19 protein-coding genes are annotated in these 20,413 nt (G+C 64.7%); 9 read left to right on the top strand and 10 right to left on the bottom strand.

Annotation, left to right across the window (positions count from 1 at the left end; genetic code table 11):
- The first annotated feature begins 24 nt into the window (after positions 1 to 24).
- The gene (locus I6N89_RS11915; RefSeq protein ID WP_207018672.1) at positions 25 to 1,104 is read left to right on the top strand and encodes an AbrB family transcriptional regulator; all 1,080 of its coding nucleotides are present in this window, start codon (positions 25 to 27) and stop codon (positions 1,102 to 1,104) included.
- Between the two features lie 71 nt (positions 1,105 to 1,175).
- On the opposite strand, the gene I6N89_RS11910 is transcribed toward I6N89_RS11915, so the two are convergent.
- Both I6N89_RS11910 and I6N89_RS11905 read right to left on the bottom strand, forming a co-directional pair.
- Positions 1,176 to 2,999, bottom strand: coding sequence for an ABC-F family ATP-binding cassette domain-containing protein (locus I6N89_RS11910; protein ID WP_207018671.1), 1,824 nt, complete (start codon positions 2,997 to 2,999; stop codon positions 1,176 to 1,178).
- Between the two features lie 302 nt (positions 3,000 to 3,301).
- Entirely contained in the window at positions 3,302 to 4,357 is a 1,056-nt protein-coding gene (locus I6N89_RS11905; protein ID WP_419247620.1) for an anhydro-N-acetylmuramic acid kinase, read from the bottom strand.
- Between the two features lie 97 nt (positions 4,358 to 4,454).
- Here I6N89_RS11905 and tyrS point away from each other — a divergent pair, with 97 nt between their 5' ends.
- Together tyrS and I6N89_RS11895 are read left to right on the top strand one after the other, a co-directional pair.
- Positions 4,455 to 5,705: a tyrosine--tRNA ligase gene (gene tyrS / locus I6N89_RS11900; protein WP_207018669.1), complete on the top strand. Its 1,251-nt coding sequence runs from the start codon at positions 4,455 to 4,457 to the stop codon at positions 5,703 to 5,705.
- Positions 5,702 to 6,055 carry a hypothetical protein gene (locus tag I6N89_RS11895; RefSeq protein WP_207018668.1) on the top strand — a complete coding sequence of 118 codons (354 nt, stop codon included), beginning with the start codon at positions 5,702 to 5,704 and terminating at the stop codon, positions 6,053 to 6,055. The genes tyrS and I6N89_RS11895 overlap by 4 nt, the downstream gene beginning before the upstream one ends.
- Positions 6,056 to 6,106: 51 nt before the next feature.
- On the opposite strand, the gene I6N89_RS11890 is transcribed toward I6N89_RS11895, so the two are convergent.
- The 8 genes from I6N89_RS11890 to I6N89_RS11855 all read right to left on the bottom strand — a co-directional run bounded on the left by I6N89_RS11890 (position 6,107) and on the right by I6N89_RS11855 (position 15,307).
- Positions 6,107 to 7,054, bottom strand: coding sequence for a DMT family transporter (locus tag I6N89_RS11890; protein ID WP_207018667.1), 948 nt, complete (start codon positions 7,052 to 7,054; stop codon positions 6,107 to 6,109).
- A 634-nt stretch (positions 7,055 to 7,688) separates the two neighbouring features.
- On the bottom strand, positions 7,689 to 8,684 hold the full coding sequence (locus tag I6N89_RS11885) for an asparaginase (RefSeq protein WP_207018666.1): 996 nt from the start codon (positions 8,682 to 8,684) through the stop codon (positions 7,689 to 7,691).
- The gene (locus tag I6N89_RS11880; RefSeq protein WP_207018665.1) at positions 8,681 to 11,077 is read right to left on the bottom strand and encodes a xanthine dehydrogenase family protein molybdopterin-binding subunit; all 2,397 of its coding nucleotides are present in this window, start codon (positions 11,075 to 11,077) and stop codon (positions 8,681 to 8,683) included. Before I6N89_RS11880 ends, I6N89_RS11885 begins: the two co-directional genes overlap by 4 nt.
- Complete coding sequence (locus I6N89_RS11875) at positions 11,074 to 11,571, bottom strand: (2Fe-2S)-binding protein (RefSeq protein ID WP_207018664.1); 498 nt, start codon at positions 11,569 to 11,571, stop codon at positions 11,074 to 11,076. Before I6N89_RS11875 ends, I6N89_RS11880 begins: the two co-directional genes overlap by 4 nt.
- Complete coding sequence (locus tag I6N89_RS11870) at positions 11,568 to 12,434, bottom strand: FAD binding domain-containing protein (RefSeq protein ID WP_207018663.1); 867 nt, start codon at positions 12,432 to 12,434, stop codon at positions 11,568 to 11,570. Before I6N89_RS11870 ends, I6N89_RS11875 begins: the two co-directional genes overlap by 4 nt.
- Before the next feature lie 7 nt (positions 12,435 to 12,441).
- A complete protein-coding gene (locus I6N89_RS11865; RefSeq protein WP_207018662.1) occupies positions 12,442 to 13,725 on the bottom strand; it encodes a TRAP transporter large permease in 1,284 nt (427 codons plus the stop codon).
- An 18-nt stretch (positions 13,726 to 13,743) separates the two neighbouring features.
- On the bottom strand, positions 13,744 to 14,238 hold the full coding sequence (locus I6N89_RS11860) for a TRAP transporter small permease (protein WP_207018661.1): 495 nt from the start codon (positions 14,236 to 14,238) through the stop codon (positions 13,744 to 13,746).
- A 34-nt stretch (positions 14,239 to 14,272) separates the two neighbouring features.
- Positions 14,273 to 15,307, bottom strand: coding sequence for a TRAP transporter substrate-binding protein (locus I6N89_RS11855; RefSeq protein WP_207018660.1), 1,035 nt, complete (start codon positions 15,305 to 15,307; stop codon positions 14,273 to 14,275).
- A 145-nt stretch (positions 15,308 to 15,452) separates the two neighbouring features.
- On the opposite strand from I6N89_RS11855, the gene I6N89_RS11850 reads away from it, so the two are divergent.
- The 6 genes from I6N89_RS11850 to I6N89_RS11825 all read left to right on the top strand — a co-directional run bounded on the left by I6N89_RS11850 (position 15,453) and on the right by I6N89_RS11825 (position 20,269).
- Positions 15,453 to 16,652 carry a M20 family metallopeptidase gene (locus tag I6N89_RS11850; protein ID WP_207018659.1) on the top strand — a complete coding sequence of 400 codons (1,200 nt, stop codon included), beginning with the start codon at positions 15,453 to 15,455 and terminating at the stop codon, positions 16,650 to 16,652.
- Between the two features lie 33 nt (positions 16,653 to 16,685).
- Complete coding sequence (locus I6N89_RS11845) at positions 16,686 to 17,333, top strand: GntR family transcriptional regulator (protein ID WP_207018658.1); 648 nt, start codon at positions 16,686 to 16,688, stop codon at positions 17,331 to 17,333.
- A 131-nt stretch (positions 17,334 to 17,464) separates the two neighbouring features.
- Positions 17,465 to 18,259 (top strand): dihydroorotate dehydrogenase electron transfer subunit, encoded by a 795-nt coding sequence (locus tag I6N89_RS11840; protein ID WP_207018657.1) that lies wholly within the window; start codon positions 17,465 to 17,467, stop codon positions 18,257 to 18,259.
- The gene (locus I6N89_RS11835; RefSeq protein ID WP_207018656.1) at positions 18,252 to 19,199 is read left to right on the top strand and encodes a dihydroorotate dehydrogenase; all 948 of its coding nucleotides are present in this window, start codon (positions 18,252 to 18,254) and stop codon (positions 19,197 to 19,199) included. The genes I6N89_RS11840 and I6N89_RS11835 overlap by 8 nt, the downstream gene beginning before the upstream one ends.
- A gap of 3 nt (positions 19,200 to 19,202) precedes the next feature.
- The gene (locus I6N89_RS11830; RefSeq protein ID WP_207018655.1) at positions 19,203 to 19,676 is read left to right on the top strand and encodes a CoxG family protein; all 474 of its coding nucleotides are present in this window, start codon (positions 19,203 to 19,205) and stop codon (positions 19,674 to 19,676) included.
- Complete coding sequence (locus I6N89_RS11825) at positions 19,673 to 20,269, top strand: SagB/ThcOx family dehydrogenase (protein WP_207018654.1); 597 nt, start codon at positions 19,673 to 19,675, stop codon at positions 20,267 to 20,269. The genes I6N89_RS11830 and I6N89_RS11825 overlap by 4 nt, the downstream gene beginning before the upstream one ends.
- The last annotated feature ends 144 nt before the right edge of the window (positions 20,270 to 20,413 follow it).

The raw sequence follows: 20,413 nt of genomic DNA, 5'->3' as shown, positions 1-20,413 counted from the left end.
GCGCGCTTCCGCTTATGTCGCGCCATGTTTGGCGCCACGCTGACCCTCCGCACCATCGGTCTCACCCTTCTGCTGCTCGCTTGCGGCGGGCTGAGCGGCCTGCTGGCCAAGGCGCTGCACCTGCCGATGCCCTTCATGCTGGGCAGTCTGGCAAGCTCGGGGCTTGCCATCGCGTTTTTCCAGGACGGGGCGCTGCGCGATTACAGCTTTCCCATGCGGTTCCGCACGCTCTGCATCGGGCTCATCGGCGTGATGATCGGCACGCAGGTCAAGCCCGAGCTGCTGGACGTGGCGGGCGACATGCTGCTGACGCTGGCGATGCTGGCGGTTTTCGTGATGCTGGCGCATGGCGGCAATTACCTGATCTACCGGCGGCTCGGCGGGTTCGATCGCGCCACCGCCTATTATTCCGGCACGCCGGGCGGGCTGATGGAGAGCCTGGTGATGGGCGAGCGCGCCGGCGCCGATCCGGCGCAGCTCACGGTGCAGCAATTCCTGCGGATCATCCTCGTGGTGACGCTGGTGCCGGCGGCGCTGTCGCTCTGGGTGGGGCATCCGGTGGGCAGCGCGGCAGGATTCGGCGGCAGCGCGGCAGAGCCCGTGACGCCGCTGGCGCTGGTGCTGATCGTCATCGCCGCAGCGGCCGGGCTGGCGCTGGGACAGGTGATCCGCCTGCCGGCGGCACAGATCACCGGGCCGCTGCTGCTCTCGGGGGCGCTGACCGCGACCGGGCTCGTGGACCTGCACCTGCCGTTCTGGCTGATCGCCGGCGCGCAGGTGGTGGTGGGCGTGTCGCTGGGGATGCGGTTTTCCGGCATCAGCCTGACGATGCTGCGCCGGTCGCTGGGGCTGAGCGTGACCTCGGTGCTGTTCATGCTGCTGCTGGGGGCGGGCTTTGCCACGGTGCTGGCGCATGTCACCGGCGTGCCCTTCCTGCTGCTGATGATTTCCTATTCGCCGGGCGGGGTGACCGAGATGTCGGTGGTGGCGCTCAGCCTCGCCGCCAATCCGGCGCTGGTGAGTCTGCACCATGTGGTGCGGATCCTGTTCACTGTGGGCTTCATGAGCCTCGCCGAACGGCATGTGAACCTGTCCGAGGGCTGAGTCCGCCCGCAACGTCCTTCGAAGGACGTTGCAAGAGTTTTTGAAAACTCTTGTGCGCCCGGCCCGGCGGGTCAGCCCGCCGCTTCGGCCTTTTCTTCGAGCTCCAGCCATTCCTCTTCCGCCGCCGCGAGCCGCTCCTGCCGTTCGGTCAGCGCCTCGGTCGCCTTGCGGAACTTCACCGGCTCGCGGGTGAAAAGCTCTGGATCGGCTAGCAGTTGCTCGAGCTTGCCGATCTCCGCCTCCAGCCGCGCGATGACCCCGGGCAGCTCTTCGAGCCGGTGCTTTTCGGTAAAGCTCAGCCCCGCCGCCTGCGGTTTCGGCGCGGGTTTCGCCTTTGCGGCCTCCTCCTTCGCCGGTTTCGCGGGTTTGGCAGCGGCGGGCGCGGCCTCGGCCTTCTGCGCCTGATAATCGCTCCAGCCGCCGGCATAGACCACGGCGCGACCGTCTCCCTCCATGGCGATGGTGGTGGTGGCGATGCGGTCGAGGAAATCGCGGTCGTGGCTGACGATCAGCACCGTGCCATCGTACTCGCCCAGCAGATCCTGCAACAGGTCCAGCGTCTCGACATCGAGATCGTTGGTCGGTTCGTCCAGCACCAGCAGGTTGCTTTCCCTGGCCATCAGCTTGGCCAGCAGCAGCCGCGCCTTTTCGCCGCCCGAGAGCGAGCGCACCGGCGCGCGGGCCTGACGTTCGTCGAAGAGGAAATCCTTGAGATAGCCCACCACATGGCGCGGCTCGCCGCGCACCAGCACCTGATCGGCCTTGCCCGAGACCCGCATCTCCTTGTCGCCCGTGAGGCTTTCCCAGAGGCTCATGTCCGGATCGAGCTGCGCACGCGACTGGTCGAACACCGCCGGCACGAGATTGGTGCCGAGCTTGACGAGACCGTCATCGGGCGCCAGATCGCCGATCAGCATGCGGATCAGCGTCGTCTTGCCGGTGCCGTTCGGCCCGACAAAGGCCACCCGGTCACCGCGCTGCACGGTGAGCGAGAAATTCGACACGATGGTCTTGTCGCCAAAGGCCTTGGCGATGCCCTGCGCCTCGATCACCTTCTTGCCCGATGTCGGTGCCGAGGCCAGTTCCATCGCCGCCACACCCTGCCGCCGGATCATGCCGGCGCGCTCCTGGCGCAGCGCCTTGAGCGCGCGCACCCGGCCCTGGTTGCGGGTGCGCCGGGCCGAGATGCCCTCGACCGCCCATTTCGCCTCGGATTTGATCTTGCGGTCGAGCTTGTGGCGCGCCTCGTCCTCCTCGGCCCAGATCTTGTCGCGCCATTCCTCGAAGGCGCGGAAGCCCTGCTCCTGCCGCCGCACGGCGCCACGGTCGATCCACAGCGTCGCGCGGGTCAGCTCCTCAAGGAACCGCCGGTCGTGACTGATCAGGACAAAGGCCTTGCGGGTGCCCTTGAGCTCGCTTTCCAGCCACTGGATCGCGGCGATATCAAGGTGGTTGGTGGGCTCGTCGAGCAGCAGCACATCCGGATCCTGCGCCATCAGCCGGGCCAGCGCCGCGCGGCGCCGCTCACCGCCCGAGGCGGTGGCCACGGGACGCGCGGGATCGAAGCCCAGCCCCTGCCCCGCAGCCTCGACCAGATACATCTCCGCCGGTCCCAGCCCCTCGGCCGCATAGTCGCCCAGCGTCTCGAAGCCCGAAAGATCCGGCTCCTGCTCCATATAGCCGACGCTGGTGCCGGCGGGGACCACGCGGGTGCCGGTGTCGGGCTCCACGAGCCCGGCCATGACCTTCATCAACGTGGATTTGCCCGAGCCGTTGCGCCCCACCAGCGCGACGCGGTCGCCGGGCTGGACATTGAGCGAGAGGCCGGAAAAGACCGGCTCACCGCCGAAGGTGAGCGAGATATCGGAGAGCTGGAGAAGCGGTGCCTGTGCCATGTCCGATGCGCTATGTCGGGACGCGCGGCGCGTCAAGGGGCGGTCGCTGCGGGAGTGTGCAGTTGACGGTTGGGGTGCGGTGGGCAGGATTGCCCACCCTACGCGAGGCGGGTCGCAGCGCGCCGCCAAAACCCTCAGAAAAACCTGCCCCGGACCTGATCCGGGGCCTCGCCGGTCGCCAGGGCGACTGTCGTCTTTGCACGCTCCCCACAGCTCTGGCCCGGAGCAAGGCGCCCGGTCGCGTGCGACACAGCAGAGTACCTGTAGGGTGGGCAATCCTGCCCACCGCCACCCGCACAATCTCACACCCGGCTGATCCGCCCGCCGCTCACCGGCGCGGCCACGCCCGTCGTCTCCGGCGCCGAGATCGGCAGCCCGCGCATCACCCGCACCGCGAGATGGGCAAAGGCCTGCGCCTCGAGCATGTCGCCGTCGAGCCCGACTGCCTCCACCGGCTCCACCGGGCAGTCGAGCCCCGCCGCGAGCATCGCCATCATCACCGGATTCTTGCGCCCGCCGCCGGTGACCAACAGCCGCGACGGCTGGTTGCGGCAATGCTCCAGCCCCTGCATCACCGCCGCCGCCGCCATCGCCGTCATCGTCGCCGCCGCGTCGGCATCGGAGAGCTCGCGCACCAGATCCAGCATCAGTGCGAAATCGTCCCGGTCGAGGGATTTCGGCGGCATCTTGCGGAAATAGGCCTCTTCCAGGAACAGCTCCAGCGCGCCCTCCACGACCCGCCCACGCGACGCCAGCGCGCCGTCGCGGTCGCAGTCGAGCCCCAGCCGCTCGGCCACCAGATCGTTCAGCGGCGCATTGGCCGGGCCGGTATCGAACGCCAGCAGCGCGCCCTCGACCTCGGGTTTCGGCCAGAGCGGATCGACCCAGGTCAGGTTGCCCACCCCGCCAAGATTCAGAAACGCCACCGGTTCGCGCGCCTTCATCCACTGCGCACAGGCGAAATGGAAGAACGGCGCCAGCGGCGCGCCCTCGCCGCCAAGCGCCACATCCGCCGAGCGGAAATCCCAGACCACGTCACGCCCCAGCCGCTCGGCCAGCGCGTCGCCATCGCCGAGCTGATGCGTGCCCCGCCCCTGCGGCTCATGCGCCAGCGTCTGGCCGTGAAACCCCACGAGCTCCGCCTGGGGAAACTGCGCCAGCAGCTCCTCATGCGCGCGCTGCACCACCTCCAAGGCCTCGGAGACGTCGTCTTCCTGCCAGCGCCCCAGCGCCGCTTTCAGCACCGCGCGCTCGTCCGGCGTGTAAGGCCGGTAACCACTGTCTCCGAATTCGAAAATTCTGTGGCCGTCGGTCAGAACCAATGCCGCGTCCACCCCGTCGAGCGACGTGCCCGACATCGCCCCCAGCGCCCAGACCGGCGCTTCCGTCAACTTACCCTTCACCTCTTCGCGCCCCACCCTTATAGGAACCCCTGAACTATAAGAGGGATCTCCCATGACCTACCATCCCAAATCGGATTTCATGCAAGTCATGATCGAGCGTGGCTTTCTTGCCGATTGCACCGATTATCAGGGCCTTGACGAGGCGCTGACCAAGGGGGTGGTGCCGGGCTATATCGGGTTCGACGCCACGGCGAAATCGCTGCATGTGGGCTCGCTCATCCAGATCATGATGCTGCGCTGGCTGCAAAAGACCGGTCACCAGCCGATCACCCTCATGGGCGGCGGCACCACCAAGGTGGGGGATCCGAGCTTTCGCGCCGACGAGCGCCCGCTGCTGACGCCGGAACAGATCGACGACAATATCGACGGCATCAAGCAGGTCTTTGCCAAATATGTCGATTACGAGCGGCCCGGGAACCCGGCGCTGATGCTCAATAACGCCGAATGGCTCGACGGGCTCAACTATCTGGACTTCCTGCGCGATATCGGGCGGCATTTCTCGGTCAACCGGATGCTGTCGTTTGAATCGGTGAAATCGCGGCTGGATCGTGAGCAGTCGCTGAGCTTCCTGGAATTCAACTACATGATCCTCCAGGCCTATGATTTCCTCGAACTGAACCGCCGCTACGGCTGCCTGTTGCAGATGGGCGGCTCGGACCAGTGGGGCAATATCGTCAACGGGATCGATCTCACCCGGCGGGTGCTCGATACTGAGATCTTTGGCCTCACCTCGCCGCTGCTGACCACCTCTGACGGCAAGAAGATGGGCAAATCGCAGGACGGCGCGGTCTGGCTGAATGCCGATATGCGCTCGCCTTACGAGTTCTGGCAGTTCTGGCGCAACACCACCGATGCAGATGTGGGCCGCTTCCTGAAGCTCTATACAGAGATGCCGATTGACGAGTGCGAACGCCTCGGCGCGCTGGCTGGCTCCGAGATCAACGCGGCCAAGATCGCGCTGGCCAACGCGGTGACCACGCTCTGCCACGGCGCCGATGCGGCGGCGGCGGCGGAAGCCACCGCGCGAGAGGTCTTCGAAAAGGGCGGCGTGGGCGACGACCTTCCGACGCTGGAACTCACGGCGGAAGAGATCGGCACCGGCATCTCCATCGTGCAGGTCATCGTGCGGGCGGGTCTGGCAAAATCCGGCAAGGAGGCCAAGCGCCTCATCGCCGAAAACGGCGCGCGGATCGACGACGCACCGCTCACCGATGCCGGTCTGATGCTGGATGCGGGCGCACTGGCCTCGCCGGTGAAGCTCTCGGCGGGCAAGAAGCGCCACGCGCTGGTGAAACTCGCTTGAGCCACTGGCGCCTCTTCGGAGCGGCCGCGCTGGCGCTGGTCTTGGCGGCGCCGGCACAGGCCGGCTGCCAAGCGCCGAAACGCATCTGTGAGTTGGAGGCGGAAGCGCCCTTTCAGGTGCGCGAACGCGCGTTCGACAAGCGCTGGATCTATTTCCTCTCTGCACCGCAGTTCAGCCAGGGAGAGCGCCGCTACGACGGCATGGCCTACGCGCCGGATGCCACGGCTCTTGCTCCCGGCCGTGAGCGCGGCGTGATCGCGGGCATCGCGCGCCGCCGTGGCTGTGACGTTGCCGAGATCGCGGCGACGGCAGGCACCGGCACCTTCTTCCGCCTGCGCTGCGACAAATGAACGGCCGCAAGGGCGCCGCTGCGGCAGTCGGCCCTGGATGGGCTGGCGGCGTTAGTTGCCACCGCTCGCCGCGCCGCCCGGCATGCAGCACGCCTTCGGCGTGCGGCGCCGCGACAGCCAGCGCGCCGCCGGAGCGCCCGCCAGGATCAGCACCAGCCCGAGGGTAATAAGCGCCGCCGCGCCCAGCTCCACGCCGCTGACCGGCTCGCCGAGCAGAACGGTGCCGAAGCCGAGCGTCAGCACAGGGATCAGCGCCGGCAGGGTCGCGGCAGCGACCGCCCCGAGCAGCTCTGCGGAGCGGTTGAAGGCATAGATGGCGACGATGCTCACAAAAACGCCCTGAAACCCGGCCTGTACGGCGATATCTGCCAGCGGCGCCGCGAACACCTGCTTGGGCAGGCCCAATACATAAATCGGCAGAAACAGCAGCGCCGAGCCGGTTGCGACCAGCGCCGTGGCATTGAGTGCCGGAACGGCGGCGCGGCGGACGATCAGCGCGTAGACGGCCCAGAAAACCCCCGTGACGGCCAAAATGGCATGGCCCGGCGTCAACGCATCCCCCGCACCAGCGACGACGACAAAGATCCCGGCGCCGGTCGCCGCCAGCCCGGCCCAGCGAATCCCCTCTACACGGCTGCCGAGGACCAGCCGCCCCAGCAGCACCGAAACGATGGCCATCACGCCGGGGTTGAGCGCCCCAGCCGCCACAGCCGGCGCGGTCTGCATGGCGAGGGCGATCAGCAGCACGTAAGGCGCGCCAAAGCTGAGCACCATGCCCAGGAGGCCAGCCCAGCCCAACCGGTCGCTGCCGCTGCCGCGCCGCAGCGCCACCGGCGCGAGGATCAGCGCGGCGACGGCGAAGCGCAGCATGGTCAGATCGTAGGCATTGAGGCTCGTCGTCACGCCGAACCGCAGCATTACCAGCGAGCCCGACCAGACCGTGACCGCGACAAGCGCCCAACCAAGCCCTCGAATAACAGTTCCCGATCCTTCCGACATGCAGCCTCCTATGCGTTTGCACGTAGGCTAGCGGAGGAAATACGTTTAAAAAAACGATATGATCTTATGCTATGGTACAGAAAATCCAAACCATGTTGTTGTCTCGGCGTCGCCGGGCATCGATCGGGATGAGGGTCAGTAGCCAAGGGCGAGATTGACGGTCCCTGCCCTCGTCGTTGCCGGATCGGACCCCGTGCATCGGCCCCAGCCGAGCGCACCGATTGCGGCAGGGCTTGGGTGGCGACGTTGCGTTGCCGAAGCGCCGCGCGCAGATCCGCCTGCTGAAAGCCCGAAATGAGGTACCGCCAGAGGAATTCGAACCGGTCGCCGAACGAACACCTGATGCCGCGACGGGCTGACGCCCCCCGAAGAGAGCGGCGGCTCGGTTCTTCTGGACGTTTGCACCGGCCGAGAGGCTGCGCCCGGTCATCAAAGATTGCGACCCAAGCCCACTGCCTCGCGCGAGCCTTCTCCTGACAGGCCCGGAAACGCCGGTTGCAGCATCAGAGCGCCGCCGCACGACTCAAACCGAAACCGAACGGGGCCACGCGCCACGAAAAAGCTCCTGATCTACCGAATACTCCGAGAAACGACACCCGACCAACGAAATACGCTCTGACAACGCAGTAGCATCTCACACCTGGGTTCCCACCGCTTCGCGAAATTTTGTCGCCAACTCGGCAGACGTCACGCCAGCACCCAGCAGAGCACTCATCAACAGACGTGCCTTGATTGGCGACAGGCTCCCGGAGAAATATGCGCCCGCAGCGGCGAGAGAGCTGCCGCCCGAATCCCGCCCGTATACCGGCAAGGTGCGCCCTTCGGGACAGCGCGATGCCACGATGACGGGGATGTTGTGCGTGCTCAGCCGCCGCACCGCATCGGCAAAGCCGCGTGGCGCATTTCCACGGCCGAAGGCGGCGAGGACCACAGCCTTGGTCCCGTTCTGAAGACAGAAATCCAGATATTCGGGAGAGCTTCCAAGGCCCAACAGCATCAGCGCGATCCGGCTTTCCAGCCGTTTCGTAGCGATGTGTACCCCTTGGATCGGCCGGCGATAAAGATAGACCTCCCCACCATCGACTTCCCCCAGCTTGCCGAGACCGGCCGACCGGAAGGCATCGACCCGCGATGTGTGGGTCTTGCTCACGTCTCGCGCCGCATGGATATCGCCTTCGAACAGGATAACGGTGCCACAGCCCTTCAGGGCCTCGCTTGCCGCGCATCGAATGGCATCGCCGATGTTTCTCGGACCATCCGTGTCCGGTTCACCGGCATGTCTTTGCGCGCCAGTGAAAACGACCGGCTTTTCGGACGCTACGAGAATGTCGGAGAGATAGGCGCTTTCTTCCATGGTGTCGGTGCCATGGGTCACCACGACACCGGCCACCTCGGGCTGTTCAAGCGCTACGGCGATGCGCCGGCAAAGACGATGGACCGTCTCCAGATCGAGCGCATAGCTGCCCAGAGTGCCAAACGCCTCTTCACGGATCGAAACACCCTCAGGCCTGTCGTGCAGGCGCGCCAGCAAATCGCCACCGGACAGGGTGGCGTTCACCGCCCCCTCGGTCGCATCCTCTGTCGAGGCAATTGTTCCTCCGGTCGCTATCAGAACGACGATCTTGCTCACGGCGCGTCCTCAAACGGCGGTGTTGTCGCAGAAGCCGCTGCGGCGCGAAGTGCCGTAAGCACCGTGCGCGGTGAGATCGGCATCTGCCGAACCGTCGCCCCGAAAGGCCCAAGCGCATCGTTCACCGCATTCAGGACCGCGCCGGAGGCACCGGCGACGCCGGCTTCTCCGACGCCCTTGGCGCCAAGCGCGCCCTCTGCGGTGCCCGAGGTCACATGCGAGACCTGGATATCCGGCACATCGGAGGCCATCGGCACCAGATAATCCGCCATTGTCGCCGTCAGCAACTGCCCGTCTTCGTCGTATCGGATCTCTTCCAGAAGGGCCGCGCCCAGCCCTTGCACCACACCGCCACGGATTTGTTCCTCGACAAGCTTGGGATTGATGAGCGTGCCGCCATCATGCACCACCCAATGCCCCAGCAGCCGGGTGAACCCGGTGTCGGTATCGACCTCGACGTAAGCGGCCTGGATGCCATTGGTGGCCTGGAAAAGCTGCGCCCTGGGAACCGCATGTCGGGTGACCATCAGTTCGGTCGGCATATCATCGGGCAGCAGATCGTGGCGGAAATAACAGATGTGCGCGACCTCGGAAATGGTTGTGATCTGTGCGCCGCTCGCATCGACGACATGACCTTCGGTCAGCTCTAGCGTTGCCGGGTCGCGCTGATGCAGGTGTCCCGCAACCAAGAGCAGTTGCTCCCGCAGGGTTTGCGCGGCCTGCCAGGCGGCCTCGCCCCCGGTGGATATTCCGCGAGAGGCCCACGCCCCGCCGCCATGTGGCGTGATCTCGCTGTCGCCGCTCAGCACGCGGATATCCGCCACCTCCAGCCCCAACACCGACGCGACGATCTGCGCGATGCCGGTATCGGTGCCCTGACCCTGATCGGTGACGCTTGGCATGCAGCGCACATGGCCCGAAGGCTCCATCTTGAGCGTACAGCCGTCCTGGCCGCTCACGTCGATGCCACCGGGACCGTAAAAGCCGTTGCCGGTTCCGGTCAGCTCCACGAAACTGGCGATGCCGATGCCGCGGCAAATGCCCTGCCCGCGCAGTTTCGCCTGTTCGCTCCGCAGCGCAGCGATATCCATGTCCGCAAGCAGGCGATCGAGGCAGGCATGCTGCGACAGGTAGTGCAAATGCACACCGGTCGGTGTCTCGCGCGGGTAACTGTCATCGGAAAGAAAGTTCCGCAGCCGTATCGTCTCGGGGGCAAGACCCAGCGCCGCTGCCGCGCGGTCGACCATATGCTCGGTGATCGCGCAGGCGACCGGGTGCCCGACCGAGCGGTAGTGCCCGATCAGCGCTTTGTTCTGGAACAGCAGCCGAAGCCGCGAGCGGAAATCGGCAATGTCATAACCCGCCGCCGACATGCGCAGAACATGGTTGCCCTCGCCCAGCGATGTGCGCGGGTATTGTGGATAGGCCCCTATGGGAAAGAGGTCGTCAAGTTCGAACCCGGTGATCCGGCCATCCTTCCTCACCGCGATACGGGCCGACACGCGATGTTCGCGCGCGTGGTTGTCGCTGGCAAACGCTTCCAGCCGGTCGGCGACGAAGCGCACCGGGCGACCGGTTTGCATCGCGGCAAGACAGACCAGGACATCCTCCTGATAGAGCTGCTGTTTGAGTCCATAGGCCCCGCCGACATCCTCGGAGATCACCCGCAGCCGATGCTGGCCAAGCCCAAGGATCTTCGCCAGCTCCGCCTGCAACTGATGCGGGCACTGGTGCGAGATGCGCAGGGTCAGCACTTCGCTTCCCGGGTCGTATTCGGCGAGCATGGACCGCGTTTCCAGCGGGCATGCCGTATGGCGACCGAAATCCAACGTATCTTCGATCACAAGATCCGCATCTTCGAAGTCGGCGCCAAATTTGCCGTTGCCAGAGGTCAGCGATACACAAAGATTGCTGCCGCAGTCTTCATGGATCAACGGCGAATCCGGGGCGAGCGCGGTCTCGATATCGGCGACGGCGTCAAGCGGGTCGATGTCGGCGAAGACCTGCTCTGCCGCGTCTTCGGCAAGGGCGCGACTGGTGGCAACCACCATCGCCAACGGCTCGCCCACATAGTTCACGCGGGACGGCGGCAGCGCGTGCTGCTCAGGCGCTTTCATCTCGGGCAATAGCGCATTACCGGCCCGCCAGGGGCGGTAGCGCCCGGCGATATCGGCGTGGGTCAGAACGGCAACGACCCCATCCATATCCCGTGCGGCATCACAGTCGATCTCGAGGATGTCGCCCCGCGCGATGGGCGAGCGTACGAAGGCCGCATGCAGCCCGCGTAGCGACGCGGCATCGTCGGTGTAGCGCCCCCGGCCCGTCGCGAAGCGGCGGGCGCGTTCGCGGGGGGCCGACTGGCCAATGGGCGCGCGCAGAATCTGCTTGCTCATGCGCGCTCTCCCTTTGCGGCGCGGCGTCCGGCCGCTGTCATCATAACCGCATCCACAATGGCCTGATATCCGGTGCAACGGCAGTAGTTGCCAGAGAGATAGGCGCGCACTTCCTCCCGCGTGGGGTCGGGCGTTTCCGCCAGCAAGGCGGCGGCCGAAATCACCATACCCGGCGTGCAAAAGCCGCATTGCAGGGCATTTTCCGCGACGAAGGTATCGACCAGATCGCGGGTTTCCGACTGTGCGGACAGATATTCGATCGTTTCGATTTCCGCTCCGTCGGCCTGTACGCCGAAAACAAGGCAGCTACGGGTGATCGCCCCGTCGATGCGGACCGTACAGGCGCCGCAAACACCGTGTTCGCAGCCCACATGCACGCCGGTGAAACCCAGATCCTCGCGCAGGATATCGGCCAGATGCTTGCGGTTCGGCACCGTCACGTCATGGCGCTCTTCGTTCACCGTCAGGGAGACGCTTTGCCTGGGTTCGCTCATTGTTGTCTCTCCTTGCCTGCGATTTCGGCCAGCCGCCGTTTCAACAACACCCCGGCCAGATGCAGCCGCATCTCCGCATCCGCCTGGGCATCCTCTTGCGGATCCAAATCCGCCGTAAGGGCAGAGACAGCAGCCTGTTGCGTTTCATCCGTCAGCTCTTGTCCGATTACGGCCCGCGCCGCGTTCTGCGCCAGAACCGGGCGCGGCGAGGCACCGAAGAAACAGAGGTCGAGCTCCGCAAAGAGAGTGCCCTCCATCCGTGCCCGCACCGCCAACCCCACGATAGCGAAATCGCCGTGTCTGCGGGCGATTTCTTCAAAGCCGAAGCGCTCCTTTGGGCATGCGACGGGCAGTTGGGCGGCGACCAGGATCTCGTCTGGCGCGAGCGCGGTTTCGTAAATATCGAGAAAGAATTCGCGGGCCGGAATGGTCCGCAGGCCGTCGCTGCCAAAAACCTCGAACGTCGCGCCAAGCGCGGTACACACGGCCGGAAGCTCCGCCGCCGGATCGGCCAGGCAGACACTGCCGCCGAAGGTGCCGCGGTTGCGCACCGCCGGATGGGCGACATGGGAAATCGCGCGGGCGAGAAGCGGCACTGCCTCGGCCACCTCGGCGCTCGCCATGACCTCCGCGTGCCGGGCAAGCGCGCCGATGCGAAGCACGTCGCCGCGTCGTTCGATCCCGCGCAGGGCCGATAGCCCGCCGATATCGATCAGCCGCGAGGGGGCCGCGAGGCGCATCGCAAGGATCGGCACCAGGCTCTGGCCGCCGGCGATGATGCGCGGCTCGTCTTCCCGTTGCAGCAGGGTGACCGCTTCCTCCAGCGAAGAGACGCGGGTGTATTCGAAAGGATATGGTTTCATGGTCTTCTCAGTATCCGAAGAACTCTGGCAGCCACAGGCTGACGGCGGGCACGAAGCTCACCAGCAAAAGCGTGGCGATATGAACCAGGATGACAAGCGCCACCGGACCGGCCAGTTGCTCGACCCGCAGGCCCGAGACCTCGCTGCCCAGAAACAGCGCCACGCCGACCGGCGGCGTGGCCATGCCGATGACAAGGTTGATGCTCATCAGCACACCGAAGCTGACCGGATCGATGCCAATTTGGGTGGCCACGGGCATCAGCACCGGCACCAGGATGATGATCGCGGCGGTCGTGTCCATCACGAAACCGACGATCAACAGCAGCAAATTGATGAGCAGAAGCAGGATAACGGGGTTTTCGGAGAGGCTTAACATCGCGCCGGCGATCTGCTCCGGAACGCCTTCGGACAGCATCACGTCCGAAAAGACCCGCGCGGCCCCGATCACCAGCATGATAAAACTGGTTGTCTTCGTCGTCGAAAGCGCCACCTGCCAGATCTCTTTCAAACTGATCGAGCGATAGATCAGCATACTGACAACCAAGGCATAGAAAGCGGCGACCGCTGCCGCCTCGGTGGGCGTCATGATGCCCCCGAAAATACCGCCGAGAATGATCACCGGCATTAGCAGCGCCAGAAACGACCGGTGGAATTCTTGACCGACCCGGCGGAGCGAAAAGGCGGTGATCGTCCCGTATTGCCGCCGTCGCGAGCGGACATAGACCAGCGCCATCATGCCGGCGCAAATGATCGCGCCGGGCAGGATGCCCGCCAAAAACAGCGCCCCAACCGACTGATTGGCCGTCACCGCGAAGATGACCATTGTGATGCTCGGCGGAATGATCGGCCCCAGCAACGAGGCACCGATGGTGATGCTGGCCGCGAAGGAGCGGTCATAGCCCTCTTCCCGCATGGCCGGGATCATCACCCGACCCACGGCGGCGATATTCGCCAGCGCCGAGCCGGAGATCGAGGACATGATGGCATTGGCCACCACATTGGTATGGCCGAGCCCGCCGCGCACATGCCCGACCAACGACTGCGAGAAACGCACAAGCTGCATGGAGATGCCGCCGCGGTTCATCAGCTCGCCGGCCAGCACGAAGAAGGGGATCGCCATCATCGGGAAGGAATCCATGCCGTTGAACATGCTCATCGGCACGAGCACCAGCGGCATCGAAGGCAGCAGCAGCACCATGGCAAGCAAGGCCGCACCGGCCACCGCAAAGGCAATTGGGACGCCCATGAGAAGCAGCATCAGCATGGACAGGAAAAGAGTCGTTGCGAGCATTACAGATGGGTCCTCGGATCAGCCCGGAGCATTGGCATCATCGGTATCGGAGGCAATCAGGCCGCGCCCTGTCACCAGCAAATGGTAGATCATCAACCCGGCGCCGACCGGCAGCGCGGCATAGGGCACATACATCGGCAGGCGCAGCGCAGCCGTGGTCATGTACTGACCGCGCGCCATCAGGATCACTCCCTGCCAGAGAACGACGGCAAGCACGGCCATCACCAAGACCTGGGCAAGCAGCGTGACGGCAAGACGCAGACGGCGGGAGGGCAAATGGGTAAGCAGCAGGTCGACCGCCACATGGCCGCCCTCACGGAACACGAGACCGCCGCCCAGAAACGAAAGCCACACCATACTGTAGCGTGCAACCTCCTCCGACCAGGTCAGCGCATCGTCGAGCGCGTAGCGGAAGAAGACCCCGGCAAGCGTGGCGCCAAACATGACGAAGAGCAGCGCCACAACGGCGGCCTTTGTCAGCAGCAGAACGCCAGCATCGAACTTTGGGAACATTCCAGGGTCTCCTTTTCTGAATGCGGGATGGGGATCAGGGCTGGCCGACCGCAGCTTCTGCCTCGGCAATCGCCGCCATCAGGGCATCGACCCAATCGTCGCCGATCTCGGCCCGAACCATGGCTTCGACCGCGGGGCGGCCCAGCTCGCGAAACTGCGCGTATTCCGCGGGTGTCGGATCGTAGATTTCGATGCCGGCCTCCTCCAGATCTCCCAAAGCGTGGCGTTCATCCAGCAGCACGGTGGCCCGCGCCACCAAAGTCGCCGTCTTCGCCGCCTCATTCACGATGGCCTTCTGGTCGTCGCTGAGCGACTGATAGGTCGCCTCGTTGATCATCGCGGCGTGAATGCTGAAGAGGTGCCGGTCGAGCGTCAGATATTTCAGATGCTCGTGGAACTTCATCGCGTAGGCAAGGCCGGGCGGGTTTTCCATGCCGTCGACCACGCCCTGCTGTAGCGATGTGTAGACTTCCGACCAGGAAATCGGCACCGGGCTGCCGCCAAGCTCGCGCACCATGGCGATATGCGCGTCGTTTTCGCCGGTGCGGATCTTCAGGCCGGCAAGGTCGCCCGGGCCGTGCACCGGATGATCGCTGTTGAAGAAGCTGCGGAACCCGGCATTGAAGATACCCAGCATGCGCAAGCCGGTTGCATCGCGCCAGGCCTGTGCAAACCGCTGCCCGAACGGCCCGTCCAGAACCTCCCAGGCGACCGCATCGGATTTGAACAGGAAGGGAATGCCGAGAACCCGCGCCTGCGGGAAAAAGCTCGGCATCAGGATTTCGCTGTTGAGCGTGATCTGGTTGATGCCGGCCTGCGCCTTTTCGATCTGTTCACGCTCCGCACCGGCGGCATTGGCGCCCAGAATGCGCACCTCGATGTCACCGCCGGTCTGTCCCTCGACCATCTCCTTGAAGATCACTGCCCATGAGTGAGAGCCCTGCTCCATGGTTTCGGCGGTGGTGTGGCTCAGCCGAAAAACGGTTTGCTGCGCCGAAGCCGCCCCCGCGACGAGCGTCGATGCGGCAAGTGCGACCGCACCGGCTCTGATCAGGTTTCCAATACTCATTCGTTTCTCCCGGTTGTCGTCGCGCCAGTGGGTTTTTGACTTGCCAGAGGGCGCGCATCTTGATTTGCTAAAGTGTATTCAAGTATTATTGTATCCAATATGAGATGCAAGCGACGAAATCGAAAAACATCTGGAGGCCCATAAAATGATGAAAAAACAAGCACACAGCCATCTGACGGCTGAGAAGCTCGTCCCGCTTCTGCATGAATTCGTTCAGTTCCCGAGCGAGCAGACCGACCTGCAAGAGGCGGATCCGGCGGTGCATGCCTTCATCCGAGACTGCGCCGCGCCGCGCTTTCGCGAGGCCGGGGCCGAGATTCGCTTTGATGCGCATGGCAACCTCATCGCCGAGGCCGGCCCCGTCGACGGTCGGGCGTCGCTGCTGTTTGTGGCCTATGCGATGACCCACCCCGCCAACCGCATGACCGACCCGTTCGCGCCGCGCAACATCGAGACCGACCGCGGCCCCGCAGTGCGCGGCCGCGGCGTGGCCGAGCAAAAGACCGCGCTCACCGCCGTGCTGGGCGCCCTGGCCCAGGCCATCGAGGAGGACAGGCTCGACGGGCGGCTGACCGTGGTGCTGACCACTGCGGGCGAGACCGGGCGTCACGATGCGGTGCGCGCCGCCATGGCCGATATCGCCAGGACGCCCGACCACGCGGTGATCTGCATCGGCACCGACGGACGCATCGCCACCGGCAACAAGGGCCGCATCGATTTCGATATCCAGGTGCACGGCAAGGCATCGCATTCCTCCGCACCCTGGAACGGTATCAATGCGCTTTCCGGCGCGCGCCGGGTTCTGGAGGCGCTGGAGGACTTCGATCTCGACGTCGCGGATCATCCCACCTTTGGCCCGGCAACGCTAACGCCGACCGCGCTGAAGACCCTGCCCAATGCCACGCACACCGTGCCCGACACCGCTATCATCACCTACGACCGCCGCGTCCTTCCCGGCGAGGTGCCGGAACAGGCTTTTGAGGCGCTGACATCGCGGATCGGGATCGACGCGCCGTGGTCGTTGAGTTTCGAGCCGGGGCCGATCATGTATCCCAACGAGCTGGACGAGACCGGCCCGTTCTTTGCCAAACTGCGCTCGGCCTTTGACCGCTCCGGCTACCGCAGGGCGGAAAGTTTCGCCTGCAATTTCGCCCTCGACGCCGGTTTCTTTGCGCGCGAAGGGGCGGCTGCGGTTATGCTCGGGCCCGGCGAGGTTGCACAATTCCACTCTGACGAGGAAAATGTTCTGGTGGAGGACCTCGTCGGCATCGCAAAGGTCTACTATGAACTGATTTGCGAATGTGTGGGCGAGACGCGCGAGGCCGGTCAAGATGCCCGCGGTTAGAGAAGGAGGCCGGACTGTGAAAGGCGGGAAGGCATGACACAGCGATTTATCAACAATAAAATGTCGCCCGTAGAGCGCGCCTATCACTACATACTCGATGCCATCCTTTCGGGTGAGCTGGAACCGGGCATGCGCGTGCCGACCGAAGCGCTTGCCGAAAACCTCGGCATCAGCCGGATGCCGGTGCGCGACGCCCTGCGTCAGCTTGAGGGCGACGGCGCCGTCACGATCATTGCAAACCGCGGTGCCTCGGTGGCGCAGTATTCCTCGGAAGAGGTGGTGGAGATCATTGAAATGCGCGCCGTGCTCGAGGCGCTGGCGGCGCGGTTGGCGCTGCCACGTATGAGCGCGACCGAGATCAGCGAACTCGAACACCTGCACTGGCGGATGCAGAATGTGAGCCAGGATTTGACGGCGTGGATCTCGGCGCATGACGATTTCCACAACTACCTCACCGCCTGTAGCAAGCGGCCGCTGCTGATCCAGCAGAGCCAGCGCCTCCGGCTTATGCTGCGCCCCTATTTCCGCAGCTACTACGCAGAATCGAAGGAGCTGGAAATCACAGGCCTTGAGCATCAAAGCCTGGTGGACGCGGTGAAGGCAGGCGATCCCGAAGACCTTGAGCGGAAGGTGCGCGCCCATGTGCGCCAGAACGTGGAGACCATCGCCAAACTCGCCTGACCGCGCAGAATTTCCCGCGTGTTTTCCAAACCCGGCGCCCCAGGGCGCCGGGTTTTTTCATTTCATGCGTTGCGCAGTTTATGGATTTATGTATATTTGTATCCAATTTTGATAAAAACGAAGAGGACTGCATGGAACAGATCGATGCGCCCGTGGTGTCGAACGTACATTTGACGGGGGAATACTGGCTTCTGGAGGTCGAGGCGCCCTCTGTCGCCGCGGCGCTGGAGCCGGGCCAGTTCGTCAACATCCGCATTCGCGACAGCCTTGCGCCGTTTCTGCGCCGCCCGTTCAGCGTCTATCGCGTGAACCCGGAAAAGACGCGCCTTCAGGTTGCCTACAAGATCCTCGGAAACGGCACCCGGTTGATGAAGGAAACGCTGCAACCGGGCACGGCCTGCGATCTGATCGGGCCTCTCGGCAAGGGCTTCGAGCTGCCCGAAGACGCAAAGACCATTGCACTGGTCGGTCGCGGTATCGGCATCGCCGCGCTGCCAATGCTGGCCGATCTCGCCGCCGCGCGCGGCGTCACATCCCATGCGTTCCTCAGCGCACGCAGCCGAGACAACCTTGTCGGAGCCGAGATCTTTGCCAGCCACGGCGGGCAGGTCTTTACCCATGCCGACGACACGCCGGACGATGTGGCGCTGGTCACCGACCACCTGTTGCGCATGGCGGAAAGCACCGCATTCGACGCGCTCTATGTCTGCGGCTCCAACCGGCTGATCCGGCAGGTCGACCAGCTTGCGCGCGCGCGCGGCATCCCGGCGCAATCGGCGATGGAACAGCATATGGCCTGCGGCTTCGGCGACTGCCACGGCTGCATCATCGAGGTAAATCTCGACCGCGACGGAGACACCCGCGGCTATCGCGAGGTTTGCCATCACGGTCCGGTCTTCGACACCTGGGAGGTTGCCAATGCCTGACCTCAGCATCACCATCGCCGGCATCGAGATGAAGAATCCGCTGACCGTGGGCTCGGGAACCTATGGTCACCACGGCCGTTTCAGTCAGTTCTTCCCGGTCGAAACCATGGGCGCGCTGGTCCCCAAGACGATCCGCCCGCATCAGTGGCCCGGCAACCCGCCGCAGCGCGTGCTGGAAGTGCCCGCCGGGCTGCACAGCTCGGTTGGCATTCCCTCGATCCCCTGGGAGCAGTTCGAAACGGAAGACGCCCCGCGCCTCAAGGCCCTCAACCTGCCGGTAATCCAGAGCGTGATCGGGCGGACCGAGGACGAATACGCCGAGGTGGTGCGGCGCTGTACGGAACTTGACGCGTTCGCCGGGCTGGAACTCAACCTGTCCTGCCCCAATCTAAAGCAAGGCGGGCTCGATTTCGGCTACGATCCCGAGGCCGCCTTTAGGCTCGTGTCCCGTGCGCGCCAGCAGACCGACCTGCCGCTCATTGCGAAGCTGGCGCCGGACTATTCTTCGCTCGTTCCGGTTGCACAGGCGATCGAGGCGGCCGGCGCGGACGCTGTGGCGCTGGTCAACGCGCCGCGCGCCATGTGCATCGACGCCGACACACTGAAACCGATGATCGGCAACGGCGTCGGCGCGCTCTCGGGGCCCGCGATCAAGCCGATGGCGGTCTATATGGTCTGGACGCTTTACCGGGCGATCAGCCTGCCGATCTTCGGCATGGGCGGCGTGGCCACCTATCGCGACGTGATCGAATTCATGGCTGCGGGCGCTGCTGCCGTGGCGTTCGGAACCGTGTCCTATGTCGATCCGATGGCGCTCCCCCGTGCGCTTCGGGAGCTTGAGGCCTGGATGGTGCAAAACGGCATCGACGATGTGACGCAGCTTGTCGGCGCCGCCCACGATGCGGATTTCGAACGCCCGCAAAGCCGCAGGGTCGCCTAAGCGATGGATTTCGACGGCACATATCACCTGAACGCCACCCCGACAGAGGTCTGGCAGGCGCTGAATTCCGAGGACATCCTGGCACGCTGCATTCCGGGATGCGACTGCGTGGAAAAACAGGAGGACGGCCGCTTTGCCGCCTCCGTCGTCCTTCGGATCGGTCCGATCAAGGCCCGGTTCCACGGCACCGTCCGGATCGAGGAAATCTCGCCGCTCCAACAGTATCTGCTTGAGGGCGAAGGCAAGGGCGGCGTAGCGGGTTTTGCACGAGGCGAGGCTCGGCTGGACCTCCTGTGCGAGGGCGACGGCACCCGTCTGACGTATCATGTGCAAGCCCGGATTGGCGGCAAGATCGCGCAACTGGGCAGCAGGATGCTGCAATCGACCGTGCAGAAACTGTCGGATACATTTTTCCAGAACCTGACCGCGGCTCTGGACCAGACCACAGCCGACATCGCGCTGGAGGCGAAAACATGACCGCTGAGCCAAACAGCGATATCTCCAATTTACTCGCGCAACGACGCTCCGTGCGAGAATTCTCCGATACGCCGCTGCCCCGAGCGGCGGTCGACCGCCTCATCGCCGCGGCGCAGGGATATCGCGATCCCAGCGGCAAGCGCGCGGCCCCCTCCGCACATGCGCTCTACCCGATCCGGCTCTTCCTGACGGTTGCGCGCGTGACCGGGATGGCCGCCGGGGTCTACGAAGTCGATGCCGAAACCGGCGAGGCCGCACTCAGAACCGCCCGCGACCTGCGCCGAGACCTGCGAGAAGCCGCGTTCGAAGATCAGCCGTGGCTGGAAAACGCTCCGCTAGTCGTTACCCTATGCGCCGATCTGGAGAAGCTGAACGCCGCCTTCTTCGATCAACCACCGATCGGACATCGCGGTGAGCGTTACGCCTATGTCGAAAGCGGCGCGATTGCCCAGAATCTATCGCTTCAGGCGGTCGAAATGGGATTGGGCTCCGTCCTTGTCGCCGGTTTCGACGACGACAAGACGGCGGACTTGTTGCAGGTGCCAATGCGGCCTTTGTTGCATATGTGCTTTGGCGGAAAGCGTAGGTCATGATTATGGGGAGCATTCTCCGTTCCCGTCCCCCCGGTGAGCGGGTGAACTGATGCGGTGGATCCCGCCAACCAGTCGCCTTTCATGCGCACAGACGGTTCCATGGGAACCGAACGATGGGCAAATCGATGACAACAATATCAGCCC

Origin of the sequence: Salipiger abyssi, assembly GCF_017311415.1 — a bacterium.
GTDB lineage: Bacteria > Pseudomonadota > Alphaproteobacteria > Rhodobacterales > Rhodobacteraceae > Salipiger > Salipiger abyssi_A.
This window is presented reverse-complemented; position numbering and strand designations above follow the sequence as displayed.